Genomic DNA, 15,134 nt, shown 5'->3' on the forward strand with positions numbered 1-15,134 from the left:
GTTTTTTATATGGGCTCGGCAAATAAGCTGGTCTGTTCAAGCAACCACGATGTAGTTTTGAAAGCAAACCCTTCCTGCTTTAAAAAATTCAATAAACGGTTAAATCTTTTCTGCATTTTCAGCCCGTTGTTTCTACGCAGGTAAAAAGGGTATTTGGCTCCATCCGGCATGTTGGTATAATCGGTAAACTCCCATGGGTGGAAATACAAGTGCAGGTACCCGTCTGCCTCGGCCACTTTTTTGCATAAATGAAAAAAATAAGACAAAGGGTAATTGTGAAACGCAATCCAGAACAGCGGTAAACGCAAGCGCGGCGAAACCGAAGCCGGCACATGAATTAGTCCGTTCTGCTGATGAATGGTGCGCGGTATATGTCTGTAGTCATATCTGCCCGGCAGGTAAGTCGGGTTATATGATGCGTTATAACTATAACCTGCTTCCAGCAAATCCGCATCAGATACGGGCGCCATGCGAGGCATCCTGAACCCCTTAACTTCTTTTTGCGTAATGTTTTCTAACACCAGTTTAGAATTGCGCAGGTCGTCGGTTTTATGACTTGAATGATAATAATTATGTGATGCCACTTCGTGTGCCACACTTAAAGACCTGATGTTGTCTGGCTCTGCAAGAGCATAAATACCTGTGCAGTAAAATGTGGCACTTGCATTAAATCTATTCAGAATAGTAACTAAACTTTGTAAACCCGCGCTTGAAGTAGCAATCTGCTCCTGCAGGCTCGAGTGTCCGCCAAACTCAAAGGGCATATCAAACTCCTCAACATCAAAACTGAGAATAGCTGTTTTCATAAATATTATGTTCCTGAATAATATACAAAGGCCGTTCTTTATTCTGAATCAGTATTTTACCAATGTATAAACCAATAATTCCTAAAATAAACAGGTTCAGACCTCCAAAAAAGGCAATGGTCATCAGAACCGAACTCCAGCCGTCAACTGCATGGCCGCTGTAGTAACTATATAATACATAAGGCAGATACAACATTGAACCAAAAGCAATAATAAAACCCAGATAAATAGCGCTATGCAGTGGTTTTACGCTGAACGACGTAATACCGGCCAAAGCCAGTCTTATCATTTTTTTAAGGGTATATTTGCTTTCGCCGGCAAAGCGTTTTTGAGGCTTATAAGGTATGTTGGTCTGGCGGAAGCCAATCCAGTGTATCATGCCTCTCAGAAAAACATCCTGCTCTTTTGATTCCCTGAGGGTTTTGGCTACCTGTCGGTCAATCAGCCGGAAGTCTGCCTGGCCTGGTTCCAAAGATAAATTGCTGATGTTATTCAAAACTTTATAAAACCACTGGCTGCTTTTCTTTTTGAACCACGATAAATCGCGGTCTTCTTCACGCAATGTATTTACAATATTAACTCCCGTTTGTTCCCATGCGTTAATCAGCACAGGTATCATGGTGGGCGGGTGTTGCAGGTCGCTGTCCATCATAATAATGGCATCGGCCTCAATGGTATCAATTCCGGCTTTCAGAGCTACCTGCTGACCGAAATTCTTGGAGAACGACAGATACTTAACAGAGTGGTCTTCTCTGGCCAGATTTCTGATTACACGCAGGGTATTATCAGAGCTGCCGTCATTCACAAAGCAAAACTCAAACGTGTAGGGCAAAGTGTCTATCACGCTCTTCACGGCATCATAAAAGACAAGAATATTCTCGCCTTCGTTATACGCTGCCGTCAGAATGCAGATTTTTAGCCTTGAAATATCCATTTTTTTTCAATTGGGTAATGTTTTTCGGTTAGTAATTGGTATACGCAGGTAAACCATATCAGGCAACATGGAAATGCCTTTATTGAGTAAATAATAAACATTTGCCTGATATGGTAAGGGAAAATATCTGTTGCTGATAAAGACGTGAACACTAGTGCCAGGCCGAATAGAATCCAAATTGGCCGTTTAATGGGGTGGTCCTGGGTAATAAACCAGATAGCTACACCAGATATGGCTACTATATAGGTAGATGACTCGGAAGACGATGAAAATATTACCACGAATATCAGAATCGATGCCAGATAGCGAAGCTGGAAAACGAGGTTGTCATATAACTTTATACGTGCCAGCGGAGCCAGCTGTAATAACAGACCCGGAACAATAAAGACCAGGTTTGACACCTGAAGGCCACCTACACGGCGAAACAATCCCATGAGCGACACATCCTGCATGCTGCCTATGCCCTCTGAACCCGTTTGGTTAGATAGGTTTTTTTCTACCAGGCTGTGGTACCAGTCAACATAAGACTGCGCTACAAACCCTGGCGAACTAATGAGCATCGGCAGTGCAAACAACACAGCAGCCCAGAATACAACCGAGTAAATATATTTGAGTTTATGCTTAGAGAATAGCCAGAAAACCAGCCCTACAATGCCGTAAAGTTTTACAAAGGCACCAATCATTACAAACAACACTGCCCAGAAATCCTTTTCTTCTTTAACAAAATACCAGGATAAAATAATAAGGCCTGCAATACTGGGGTTTACCTGCACATTGTGCGACGAGGTGTTCAGGTCAACCACGCATATCATCAATATTATCCATAAGTCGCTTTTTCTGATGGGTAATTTGGTATAAGCAATGTATAGAACCAAGGCGTGGAAGGTCGTCCAGAGGGTCAGTCCAACATAGTCAGGTAAAACAGCAAAAGGCGCAACAATCAGCCCAAAGAATGGCCCGTAGTGGTTGCTGTCATTGTATTCATTCGGATAAAGACTATAGAGATTAGTCTGATGAATAAGATGAAAGAAAACACCCTTATAGATTGCGTAATTGTTGTACGATTCCCTAAAAAAATGAATGAGGCCATCTACTGCGGCCAAGATAAACCACAAGAGAAGTGGTATCTCTTTTTTTATTCTCATAAATAATAGAAATATGCAAAAACCAATGCAAGATAACGAAATGATTTTGAACTAATAATGTTTATTACAGAATTTGCGACGTTTTAATTTATTATTAATTGCCGAAATCGGAATAAAACTAAAGAAGAAAAAGGAATGGCTATTAAAGGCTAACATAATTTTGATGGCTTTTATAAGTGGCTGGTAGATTTATTAAGCCGCTTGGCTATACGTTTCAGCTATTAAATCACTTAGAACAGCACAAAAAAAAAGAGGACAATTGCTTGCCCTCTTTCAGATATAACTAATTATTTAAAATTCGTCTTCGGTTACTTCTTCCTCTACCGCAGCCAATTCAGGCTTTTTATGTTCAACAATGTTCTTTTTATCTTTGAATTTCTTGATTTTCGATTTCAGGGTTTCTACCACTATGTCGGTGGCTTCTTCAAAAGTATCACCTTTTTCTTCTACATAGATGGTCTGGCCGGGTACAATCAGTTTAACTTCAATTAATTTTTTATGCACTTTACTTTTTTCTCCTTTGTCGAGCTTTAAAAACACTTCGCCACTCACTACTCGGTCGTAGAAGGTATCTAATTTACTTAACTTGCTTTGAATGAAACTAACCAATCCCGGGTCAGCATCAAAATGAACTGCTTGCACATTAATCTTCATAACTCACAAATTTAAAGTTAACAATAGATAAATTGTTTAAAGTCTCCCATGCGGTACTAGCGAAAAATTCGCTAAAACCTTCATGGCATGCTTTAATCTTTCAAAGAACTTCCTTAGTACTAACGTAGAGAAAAAAACAATACAAGTCAAGAATTATTTCAATAAAATTACCGAGGCAAATTATATCTTCCTGCAATTTCAATAATGATGCGCAAGCAGCGTTTTAATGCCTAAAACATTTGGAACACACCCTAAACCTGTGTAGCTTTAACTGCCTGAGCGTATGTTTTAAATCCGGATGGCTGTGTTTATGGCGCACAGCCTGATTACCTGATAAAGCCTCAACTTTTTTATAAAATGAAGAGAACCATTCTGTTTTTTGCTGTTTCTACCATCTTATTTTCGTTTGTAATTAACGAAGATCTGGCTGATACCATTGTGAGTAAATTTAACCAATATGCCAGCCTTTACCCACAGGAAAAAGTATATCTGCACCTTGATAAACCTTATTACACAGCCGGTGAAACCGTCTGGCTGAAAGCCTATACCGTTGATGCCTCGACTAATCAGTTCAACCAGAAAAGTGTGCCATTGTATGTAGAGCTGATAGATAATCTGTTTGGAAAAGTGCTTGAAAGAAAAATACTGAAACTGGAAGATGGCACTGCCGCCGGAGATTTTGAACTGGCTGATTCGCTGCATAGTGGCTACTATCGTTTGCGGGCATATACCAACTGGATGCGCAATTTTGACGAAGATCTGATGTTTGTAAAAGACTTTAAGGTGCATAAAGTAGGGCAGGAGGTAACCCCCGTCAAGTATGATAGCCGCGAGATTGATTTCAGGTTTTTTCCGGAAGGCGGCCAGATTGTTGAGGGCATCAATAACCGGGTGGCATTTAAGGCAACTGATGTTACCGGAAATGGCGTAGATGTAAATGGCGTAGTGTTTACGCAGGCCGGAGATACAGTAATGCGCTTTGAGAGCCAGCATCTGGGCATGGGGGAATTCGGCTTTAAAGCTGAACCCGGAGAAACCTATCTGGCCAAAATAAGGTACCGCAATATTATGGAAAAAGAAGTGGCGTTTCCGCCAATAGAAAAAAACGGCTATGTATTGGGCGTAGAGGCTGTGGCCGATAACAACCTGATGCGTTTGTATGCCGGCCATAATTACAATAAAACCAAAGAAAGTGGCCAGATGGTGATTATCGGGCAGTCGCAGGGGGTTATTCACTACATAGCCCGCACGCCTGTCAGTAATAAATCGGTGGCGCTTAAAGTACCAAAAGACAAGTTTCCTGAAGGAGTGGCGCAATTTACGGTTTTTGATGAAACGGGGCGGCCTCGCTGCGAGCGTCTCGTATATGTTTTTCATGAAGACGATGTGAATGTGCGTATTACGCCCGATAAAAGTGCGTATAGCCCCAAAGAAGAAGTAAAGCTGAATATAAAGGCTACAAATACCGATGGCAGCCCCGTGAGAGGTAATTTTTCAGTAGTTGTTTCTGATAGCAGGCAGGTGCTTCTGCAACCCAATGAAGAGAACATCATGAATTATTTATTGTTGAGTTCTGACGTAAGAGGGAAAGTTGAACAACCAGACTATTATTTTGAGCAAAACAAACCGGAGGTACGCAGGCACCTTGATGTGCTGCTGATGACACAGGGATGGCGCAGATTCAGGTGGGACGATATCCTGAAGCCATCGATTCCCGACCCCAGGTTTTTACATGAACAGGGTTTGAGTATTACCGGCGAAGTAACCCGGCCAAACGGAAAATTGTTTGAAAAACCCTTGACATTGACCTACATGATGTGGCTGGACAACGACAAACGCCATTTTGGAGTTGGTGAGGCCGCTACCAATGGCTCATTCCTGATTTCTGATCTGGACTACAGCGGGCAGGCCAAAATACTGGTGCAGGCAGTGGCTGGTAAATTAAACCGCAATACCAAGATTTTTATAAACAAGATGGTATCGCCCAAGGTGCAGGTGGTGGCTATTCCGTTTAATCCGATAACCTTTGATGAGTCTGACCTGGCCGATTATCTGAAAAGAACGCGTGAAGCACTTGAAATTGCCCGCATATTGAAAAACCAGCGCGAGCGGCTTTTGCAGGAAGTGGTAGTGAAAGCCAAAAAACATATAGAGCGTGAAGACCGCGTGCTTTACAGCCACGCCAGTAATACACTGAAAATTACCCCCGACATGAATTCGTATGGTAACGTTCTGGACTTGCTGAGAGGAAGGGTGCCGGGTGTGCAGGTATCCGGCAGCCCCATGAATCCGTCAGTTACTATCAGAGGGCTGAGCTCAATTACCGGTTCATCTGAGCCTGCGTTTTTGCTTGATGGCATGATGGTTGACAAACAAATGATATTATCTATACCAGTTTTTGATGTTGACCGCGTAGATGTGCTGAAAGGTGCCGACGAAACAATTTATGGTTCTCGCGGTGGTAACGGTGTTATTTCTGTGTTGACCAAACGGGGTGGCTCGGGCCCGGTGGGGCCTACAACCGGTATTGAGGTAGCCGAAGTAAACGGCTATGCAATACCCAAAGAGTTTTATGCGCCGCGCTATAATGAAGCCAGTCCGGAAGATTTTCAGTCAGATACCAGGCCTGATTATCGGTCTACCATTTTCTGGGCGCCGGTTGTAAAAACAGATGAAAACGGGCAAGCCAAACTTTCATTTTTTAACACCGATGCATCTGCCCAAGTGAGCATCAGGCTTGAGGGGCTGTCTTATGATGGCGTACCCACCCGGGCAAAAGCTGGTTATTTAGTTAAAAAATAGCTAACTTGGCATAAATATGAGCCGTTACCTATTTCGGCAATATAGAATTGGCAGTTTTATTGCAAAACCAGGAAAAAATTTTACATTTGCCAGGCTCATAGCTTTAAAACCAACCAAAATACACATCAGCACTCTATAGATGATTTCAAAAAAAGCAAAATACGCATTAAAAGCCCTAAAGCTGCTTTCTGAAAGATTTGAATCAAAACACCCGGTTCTTATTGCCGAAATAGCCGAAAAAGAAAACATTCCGAAAAAATTTCTGGAAGCTATATTGCTTGAATTGCGTAATAACGGAATATTGCATAGCCAGAAGGGGAAAGGTGGGGGGTATCAGCTCCGGTTGCCTCCTGAGCAGGTAACCATAGCTAAAATAGTGCGTATAATAGATGGCCCTATTGCACCAATGCTATGTGTGTCGTTACACTTTTATGGCAAGTGCGACGATTGCGACGATGAAGTGACGTGCCGTATCAGACCAATTATGGAGAAAGTAAGAGACGCCAATCTGGCTGTTTATGAACATACCACTTTAAAAGACCTGATGGAGGAAGCCCCGTTGCTGCCCGCGCATAATAATACTTAAATTTTGATACAGATACAGCCTTGCGCACGCAAAGCGGGTTCTTAAATTTATGAAGGGCATACTGGTTGATAATTCTTCTTTGCTGGCAGAGAAGAATTATTGTGTTAAGAGGGGTCTTTCTTGCCTGTTATCTTTTCTTCTTTTTTTTCTTCTTACCCGAATAGCCACTTTTATGGGTCTTAATGGCAGGCGCTTTTAATTTCTTAGGATTTACTTTCAGGGCTTTAGGTTCAGCAAAGTACGCAAAAGGCTTTAAATCGGCTGCAATTCTAGGGTCAATCAGGGTAGCTGCGTTTTTCAGCCAGCCGTAAGTATTTACCGGAAATGGATTGCCCTCATCATCAATCCGCAAATAGGTTAAATGCAGGTGTGTGTCTGAGCGTTTCATATAGGCATTGTATCCGGTACGGCCTATAATTGATATTCTTTGCCCGGCTTTTAAGGTATCGCCGGTTTTTACATAAATCTCTTTCTGATGCGCGTAATACCATAAACCACCAGACACTGTATCATAAACCCAGATATAATTACCGCCTCTGTACTCGCTACCGGGCTGCCATTCGGTTTCAGTGCCTATCACAATTCCGTCACTGACTGATAAAATACCCACGTAGTCGCCTGTGCGGTCATCTTTGCAGTCCTGATTTTTATCTTTAATAAATATATCATGTGCCGGGTGGCTGCCTTTGGCGTTCTGGTCGAACAAATCATAGCCTTTGTCTTTATAGCCGTTACCAGCACGGCCGCCAACAGCGCGATAGTCAAAGCCTTGTAAAGGAAAAATAATACTTACTGCTGACGAATCATAGGCAGCTGTCGGATACGCTTTTTTAAGGGTAAGCATGATAGACTGAAATCTTTCGCGGGCATCTTCTGGTGTAATTTTGTATTCTCTTATATCTGCCAGCAGAGGTTTATAATCCTGAATGGCTTGTACGTAGCTTTCATAGGTTATACCGGAGGTGTCTTTCTGTAGAATCAGAAAATTGAGACAGAAGGCAAAAATTTTAATCATACTTCTCAATGGGATGGGTGGTATTGAAATAGAATATTCTGGTAAAACCAATACCAACGCACAAATAAAGCTATTTTTTTATAACTTTTATAATGATTTTATTCTGAGGCTGCCCCGGATATGTTTTTAAATAGTCATTCGTGTTTTTATACAAAAAAAGCCGGATAGTTGGGGCTATCCGGCTTTCAGGCGGTACTGTTTCAATTAATCAAGGTCTTTGATGGTATGTAAATTATGCCTGTAAAAGAAACGGTAGATGATTGGGAAGATGAGCAACGTAAGTACCGTTGCCGATATAAGCCCGCCAATTACGACAATAGCCAGGGGTTTCTGTGTCTCTGAGCCGATTCCGGTTGAGATGGCAGCAGGCAGCAAACCTATGGCAGCCATTAGGGCTGTCATTACCACGGGCCTTACTCTGGATTTTACACCTTCTCTGATGGCATCATCGAGCGACATTCTGGAAGCCAGGTTTTTGTTGAAAACAGAAATGAGAATAACCCCGTTTTGCACACAGATACCAAATAGCGCAATAAATCCAACCCCGGCCGATATACCAAAAATAGTACCGGTAATATGTAGTGCCAGAATGCCGCCTATCAGGGCAAAAGGCACATTCACTAACACCAGACCTGCGTCTTTGGCATTGCCGAACATCACAAATAAAATTACAAAAATAGCCAGCAGGCATAATGGAACCACCTGCCCCAGCCGTTCGCTGGCCCGTACCTGATTTTCAAACTCACCTGTCCATTCTATACCAATATCTCTGCCGGGTTTTACTTTGGCTGCCACCAGTTGTTTGGCTTCAGCAATGGTGCTGCCCAGGTCTCGTTCCCTTACCGAAAACTTAACACCAATAAAGCGCTTATTTTTGTCGCGGTAAACTGATGCCGGCCCGGTTACGGTTTCAATAGTGGCAATCTCTTTCAGCGGTACTTTCGTGCCTCTGGTTGTAGGCACCAGCAAGCTGCTCAGGTCAGTTTCGTCTTTCCGGTATTCCTGCAGGTACCTTATCCTGATATCAAATTTCTTTTCGCCCTCATACATAATAGAGGCAGTTTTGCCGCCAATGGCCATTTCAATTACGGCCTGTGCGTCGCTGGTCTGTATTCCATAGAAGGCCATTCTTTTCATATTCAGGTTCACACGCATTTCGGGCTGGCCTATATTCCTGATTACCCCTATGTCTTTAATTCCTTGCACATCTTTAATGGCATCTAGTACCTCATCTGCATATTTATTCAGCTCGTCAAGGTCGTTTCCAAAAATCTTTACGGCATTAGAGGCGTTCATTCCTGCTACGGCCTCTGCCACGTTATCTATTATGGGCTGTGAGTAGTTGTAATTGATACCCTGAAATTGCCGCAGGTCTTTGTCCATTTCTTCTATCAGTTCATCAGTGCTTATTGTCCGTGTCCACTCTTTTTTGGGTTTCAGGTTCACCTGCATTTGCACATAATAAAAACCAGATGGGTCGGTGCCGTCATTTGAGCGGCCTGTCTGTGAAAGAACGCCGTTTACCTCTGGGTACTGATTCAGTTTGTCGCGCAGGGTATGAACCATTTTTACGGTTTCATTGAGCGACATACTCATGGGCATTTTAGCGCCCACCCAAAGGGCGCCTTCATTTAATTGTGGTAAAAACTCGGTACCCAGCAAAACTGTAGAGGCAAAGGTTACGACCATAAAAACAAAAGAAACAAATACACTCAGGCGTTTATGGGCGTAGGTCCAGTTAAACCAGGAGGTAATGTACTTGTCGAAGAACCGCACCACCGGGTTGTTTTTTTCGCGTACATTCTTTCTCAATAAGATAGAACAAAGCACGGGTACCAATGTAAGTGTAAAGATAAGCGCACCCAGCAGGGCAAAACCGAGTGTCCAGGCCAGGGGGCTAAACATCTTGCCTTCTACTTTCTGGAAACTGAAAATAGGTAAAAGTGCCGTAATGATGATTAGTTTTGAGAAGAAAACGGCTTTCCCCATTTCAGCTCCGGTTTTTTTAATTAAACCCAGCTTTGATAGTTTATTGAACTTTTCCATACCCACCTTATGGGACAGATGGTCGAGCGCCACAAATATCCCCTCAACCATAACTACGGCGCCATCAATGATGATTCCGAAATCGACAGCCCCCATTGAAAGCAGGTTAGCCGACATGCCCTTTAGCCGCAGACAGAAGAAGGCAAACAACAATGCCAGCGGAATAATGATTGAAACGATAACGGTTGTCCGCCAGTCGGCCATGAAAAGCAATACAATAACCGTAACCAGCACAATGCCTTCTGCAAGGTTGTGTAAAACGGTTTCGGTACAGAACTTCATCAGGTTGTCGCGGTCATAGAACGTAACCATTTTTACATCTGGTGGCAGCACCTTCGTGTTCAGTTCTTCAATCTTGTCTTTTACACGCGCCAGTACCTCACTTGGGTTTTCACCTTTACGCATAACAATAATACCCTCAACGGCATCATCGTTATCATCAAGCCCTACCTGACCTACCCTCGGGAAATTTGATTCAGTTACCTGAGCCACATTTTTTACGTAGATAGGCGTACCATTAATGTTGTCGATAATGATGTTCTCAATGTCTTCAGTCTTTGTGAGTAGCCCCAGACCCCTTACTACATAAGCCTGGCCGTTCTTTTCAATAATGTCGCCACCTACATTTATGTTACTTTTTTCTACGGCGTTGTAAACCTCCAGTGGCGTAATATCATACTTATGCAATAGCAATGGGTTTACCATTACTTCATAAATTTTTTCGCGGCCACCAAAAGCCACAATGTCTGCCACACCGGGAACAGCCCTTAGCTGGCGGTCGATTATCCAGTTCTGAATCGTTAATAAATCTCTTGAGTCACGCGTAGGGCTCTGGAGTGTGTACCTGAAAATTTCTCCGGTAGGGCCGTACGGGGGCTGTACCTCAGGCTCTGCCCCTTCGGGCAGGCTAACGGTTCTCAGTTGGTTGTTTACCTGTTGCCGGGCAAAGAAATCGTCAACGTCATCTTCAAAGATAATCTTCATTACTGAAAGCCCGAACATGGTGATACTCCGTACATTGGTTTTCCGCTGTACGGAGTTCATAGCTACCTCAATGGGTATCGTAACAAACCTTTCGATTTCTTCGGCGCTGCGGCCCTTCCATTCGGTTACGATAATTATTTGTGTGTTAGTTACATCGGGAAAGGCTTCAATGGGGGTATTGAGGTAGCTTACTACTCCGGCAATGGAGAGCACACCCACAAAGAAGAAGGTGAAAAAGCGATTCTTAAGAGAAAACGCCAGTATATTTTTAATGAATTTATTCATAAGAATGTTGCTTGTTGAGCCTGCTCAGTGTTTTATAAATCCGTTTCAGGATATATTCACCGGAAATCAGAATTCAACATGCACTCTTGCTCCTACAACATTGGCTGGGCCTCTGTCCCGGTTATAGGCAGGGTGCATAATAAACTGATAGTCGGGCGAAATCCAGAAATGGTCTTCGTGTAAATAATATCGGTAGTAAACCTCAATGATGTCTTCAGACCCATAGTTAAGTTTACCGTCACCTACCATAAAGCCAACGCCTCCGGCATTCAGATATGCCTGGTGGTCTTTAGATATTCCGTTAGATACTACAGCCAGGCCGAAAGTGTCTTCGGGGCGGTGCCATTTTGAACCCTGTAAGGCTATCCCCGCGCTTAATGAGCGGTCTATTTCAGTAAATGCCCAGGTTTCATTGTGGCCGTCGTTAAGGCTGTAGCGGGCAAAAAGGCCCAGGTCGTCAGAGAATTTATGCTCAAAATTGGCCCCCAATCCTGCTTTGGTCCGGCCATACATCCGTGTGGTGGTTATGTCTGGCATCTGCATTTGGGTGGCCAGAGTGTATTTACCCATATCGGCCTTGTTAATAAAGCCCAGCAGGCGTAGTCTTGAATTACCAAAGGGCTTTTCTAATTCTACCTGATGAGACAGCGCCTGGCCGATATTTTTATCCAGCCTGGCTCCGTTTGCTTCTGCCGGTACCTGCGCCGCGGCGTAGCGAACCGAAAAAGCGGGGCTCACGTATTCAAGCATAATGCCTTGCGTATAGCCTCTTACATTAGCGGCGTAATCATAGGCTCCGTTGCTCATTAACGACCAGTTCAGAAACTGGGTGCGGGGGTCGTGGCTATATGTGTTGCCGTCAAAGAAATCAGCCAGCGAGAATTTACCGGCCACCACCGAAAGATATTTTACCGGGCGTTGGCCACCCAGCTGATTGATACCGTTGGTTACTGTTTCGGTTTCTTTACTCAATGAAATGTAGTGTCTTATGTATGCCCTGCCTATGTAGACTGTCGGTTTCGGATTTCCCACCCGGAAGGTTTCTCCGTTAGGGAAACCGGCAATACCGGTAGCTCTGCTTAATCCGCTTCCGCCTGCCAGCTCGGGGTTAAAGTATACTTCAGTATATTTGCCCAGTTTTACACCAATAAAAAATGTGGAGGTTACAGATGTCTGAGCCTCTTCTTTGGTAGAAAAACTATTGATACCCGAGTATGCCGCTTTTACACCAGGCTGATACTGCGTAACAACCGTTTGCTGAAAATGGAAATTAAAGCGTTGGTTGGCACCGGCCTGCGATTGTGAAAACGCCGGGATGCTTAAAAGCATGGCAAGGATAGATAAATGCCGTTTCATTGTTGTCATTGAGTAAAATATTACGGTTAATTGCTAATTGTTAAGCGCATCATAAACCAGCAGTTGCTGGTTTGAAATGATTTTTTCGCCAAGGGCAAGGCCTGATTCTATGTAGGCGTAGTCGCCAACGGTTTTGAATACTTTCACCTGGCGGGTTTCTATGTGCCGGCGGTCTTTAAATACCATCACCCATTGCCTGCTTTTATCAAATATTATAGCCTTGGCAGGTATAGCCGGCATGGTCTGGGCTTCTTCATGATACACCCGTACAATGGCAAACATCTGCGGTTTAAGGGTATAGCCCGGATTCGGCAGACGGATGCGCACTTTCAGTACCCGGCTTTCGGGGTCAAGCACGTTAAAAATCTTGTCTATTTTACCTTTAATTTTCCGGTCAGGGTCTGCCAGCGTGGTTATGTCGCAGGTATATCCAATTTTAACTTTGTTAATATCAGTTTCGTACACATCTGCTAACACCCACACATCAGAGAGGTCAGAGATAGTAAAGAAATTATCAATGTTTTCAATGTTGAAATCCATGCCTTCAACGGCATTTTTTTCAATCAGAAAACCAGATATCGGTGATTTTATCTGATAGGTTGCCTCTTTACCCAGGTCATAAATTTTCATGGTTTCGTGCACCCTTTTCAGCTCTGCCTCCGCTTTTTGTACTTCCTGCCGGGCATTTACCAGATTCCGTTCCGGTTCCAGGCCTGCTTTAAACAGTTCTTCTTCAACACCCAGGTTTTTTCTGGCAATTTGCAGATTAGACATGGCCATGCTTAATTGGTTATCCATTTCGGCTACCTGGCGGCTACGTATTATGGCCAGTATCTGGCCTTTCTGAACATAGTCGCCCAGCTGAACATTGAGTTTTTCAATATTGCCGTCTACGCGCGGAAACACCTTGGCTACTTTGTCTTCATTGGCGGTTATTTTACCGCTTAGCTTCACTTCAGACAGCAGTACCTTGGATGTCACCTCGTCGAAACCCAGTTTTGTCATCATGGTGTCTGTCAGCACAAAGCTCTCTCTGGCGGTTTCTTCTGGTTTTGTTTCGGTTTTGCAACTCTGTAAACCAAGAGCAGCTGTGATAAAAATGCCAGTTATGAATATTATATTTTTTGTTTTTTTCATTGTGTTAGTTTTTAACGCAAACAGAATAGCCTTTTTAGGGCATACCTATTACTTCTTTTCCGACCATAAAATTGATTTCTTCTATTGCTCTTACACGGTCGCTCTGCAGGCGGTTCATAAGCACGGCACTGCTTTTGTATGACTCGTAGAAATCAACAAATTCAAGCATTGAGATAATCTGCTTTTCAAAATTCAGTTTTACGTTGTCGAATAGTTTGTCGAAGTCAATCATAAAGGCTTTGTCGTATCCTTTATATAGTTCATTGGTTTCCAGCGCTCTGCGGTAAGCCAACTGAATGTCGCCGGTTATTTTGTCTTCCTGGCTGGTTACCATCTTTTGAACAGACTGAACCCTATACGCTGCAGCTTTAATGTTGCCCTGATTTTTGTTAAAAAAGGGCAGGTTTATCTGGAAAGTCGCGGCAAAGTAATTGGGTACACTACTACTGGCGCGGTCATACAGCAGCCCGGCTTGCAGGTCTGGTACTTTTAAAGCCTTCTGGTAAACGAGATTCTGTTCTTCGAGCCCCAGCGCCGATTGCTGCATTTTCAGATCTGGTCTGTTTTCAAAAGCTGTTGCCAACAGATTATCAAGCGTAAGCGACCGTACATCAAGGGCATCAACCGCATTTCTGTTTGTTTGAGGCACAAAGTACACTTCGTTTCTGGTTCCGGTTATGGTGCGCAGATTTACCTGTTTTTCAAGCATCTCAAGTCTGAGGTCCTTCTGCTCGGTTTCAAGTGTAAATAACAGGGCCCTTATACGTGTAATGTCCTTTATCGGAATAATACCTTTCTGCAACAGTGTATTCATGCCGGCCAGCGTTTTTTCAAGCGAGCCAATTTCTTCCTCATATATTCTGACGATGTTCTGCAGATAATAGAGGTCGTAGAAATTACTTCTGAGCTCAAATTTTAAGCCCCGCAGCACATCATAGTAGTTATCTTCGGCTATCTGTGTGCTTGTTTCTGCCATGGCTGTGCGTTTGGTGCGTTTGCCTGCCAGATAAAAAAGCTGCTGTAGCTGAATGGCCTGCTGCGTGGTAGGCTGGCCTTTTACGTCATTCAGGCCCAGTACAGGCAGAATGCGTTTGGTCTGATTATTATAGAGCATCTGCTCTACAGTTAAAGTTGGATTCTCCCACAAGCGGGCTTGTATAATGGCTGCACGGTTGGCTTCAATATCAAATTTATGAGCCATCAGCAATGCGTTTTTCTGCAAGAAAATTCCTTCTAAATCTTTCAGCGTGATTTTAAGGGAATCGGTGGCGGCAAATGCCTTTATACAGAAAAGCCATAGAAAAACAATGTTTTTTATTCTTTTCACGGTAATTCGGATATAATAATGAATAGTAAGCACAATAGACAACTGTGTCATTTGAAA

The 15,134-nt window shown here is 43.3% G+C and carries 11 protein-coding genes; 2 read left to right on the plus strand and 9 right to left on the minus strand.

Going from position 1 to position 15,134, the window contains the following annotated elements; translation table 11 throughout:
* Positions 1 to 5: 5 nt before the first annotated feature.
* The 4 genes from NZ848_RS00870 to NZ848_RS00885 form a co-directional block, all read right to left on the minus strand.
* Positions 6 to 806, minus strand: coding sequence for a polysaccharide deacetylase family protein (locus NZ848_RS00870; RefSeq protein ID WP_259013988.1), 801 nt, complete (start codon positions 804 to 806; stop codon positions 6 to 8).
* The gene (locus tag NZ848_RS00875; protein ID WP_253533172.1) at positions 781 to 1,740 is read right to left on the minus strand and encodes a glycosyltransferase family 2 protein; all 960 of its coding nucleotides are present in this window, start codon (positions 1,738 to 1,740) and stop codon (positions 781 to 783) included. The genes NZ848_RS00870 and NZ848_RS00875 overlap by 26 nt, the downstream gene beginning before the upstream one ends.
* A complete protein-coding gene (locus NZ848_RS00880; RefSeq protein WP_259013989.1) occupies positions 1,722 to 2,885 on the minus strand; it encodes a glycosyltransferase family 87 protein in 1,164 nt (387 codons plus the stop codon). The genes NZ848_RS00875 and NZ848_RS00880 overlap by 19 nt, the downstream gene beginning before the upstream one ends.
* Positions 2,886 to 3,176: 291 nt before the next feature.
* Positions 3,177 to 3,539, minus strand: coding sequence for an HPF/RaiA family ribosome-associated protein (locus NZ848_RS00885; RefSeq protein WP_259013990.1), 363 nt, complete (start codon positions 3,537 to 3,539; stop codon positions 3,177 to 3,179).
* Positions 3,540 to 3,896: 357 nt separating this feature from the next.
* Here NZ848_RS00885 and NZ848_RS00890 point away from each other — a divergent pair, with 357 nt between their 5' ends.
* Complete coding sequence (locus NZ848_RS00890) at positions 3,897 to 6,341, plus strand: TonB-dependent receptor plug domain-containing protein (protein ID WP_259013991.1); 2,445 nt, start codon at positions 3,897 to 3,899, stop codon at positions 6,339 to 6,341.
* Between the two features lie 139 nt (positions 6,342 to 6,480).
* Positions 6,481 to 6,927 (plus strand): RrF2 family transcriptional regulator, encoded by a 447-nt coding sequence (locus NZ848_RS00895; protein WP_253533177.1) that lies wholly within the window; start codon positions 6,481 to 6,483, stop codon positions 6,925 to 6,927.
* Positions 6,928 to 7,054: 127 nt separating this feature from the next.
* Here NZ848_RS00895 and NZ848_RS00900 read toward each other — a convergent pair whose 3' ends face one another.
* From NZ848_RS00900 to NZ848_RS00920, 5 genes are all read right to left on the minus strand, one after another.
* Complete coding sequence (locus tag NZ848_RS00900; RefSeq protein ID WP_253533178.1) at positions 7,055 to 7,942, minus strand: M23 family metallopeptidase; 888 nt, start codon at positions 7,940 to 7,942, stop codon at positions 7,055 to 7,057.
* A 204-nt stretch (positions 7,943 to 8,146) separates the two neighbouring features.
* Positions 8,147 to 11,257 carry an efflux RND transporter permease subunit gene (locus NZ848_RS00905; protein ID WP_259013992.1) on the minus strand — a complete coding sequence of 1,037 codons (3,111 nt, stop codon included), beginning with the start codon at positions 11,255 to 11,257 and terminating at the stop codon, positions 8,147 to 8,149.
* Positions 11,258 to 11,323: 66 nt separating this feature from the next.
* Positions 11,324 to 12,613 (minus strand): carbohydrate porin, encoded by a 1,290-nt coding sequence (locus tag NZ848_RS00910; RefSeq protein ID WP_259013993.1) that lies wholly within the window; start codon positions 12,611 to 12,613, stop codon positions 11,324 to 11,326.
* 33 nt (positions 12,614 to 12,646) lie between these two features.
* On the minus strand, positions 12,647 to 13,750 hold the full coding sequence (locus NZ848_RS00915; RefSeq protein ID WP_259013994.1) for an efflux RND transporter periplasmic adaptor subunit: 1,104 nt from the start codon (positions 13,748 to 13,750) through the stop codon (positions 12,647 to 12,649).
* 34 nt (positions 13,751 to 13,784) lie between these two features.
* Positions 13,785 to 15,077 (minus strand): TolC family protein, encoded by a 1,293-nt coding sequence (locus NZ848_RS00920; protein WP_259013995.1) that lies wholly within the window; start codon positions 15,075 to 15,077, stop codon positions 13,785 to 13,787.
* Between the last annotated feature and the right edge of the window lie 57 nt (positions 15,078 to 15,134).

Source organism: Emticicia fluvialis (assembly GCF_024793945.1).
Lineage (GTDB): Bacteria > Bacteroidota > Bacteroidia > Cytophagales > Spirosomataceae > Emticicia > Emticicia fluvialis.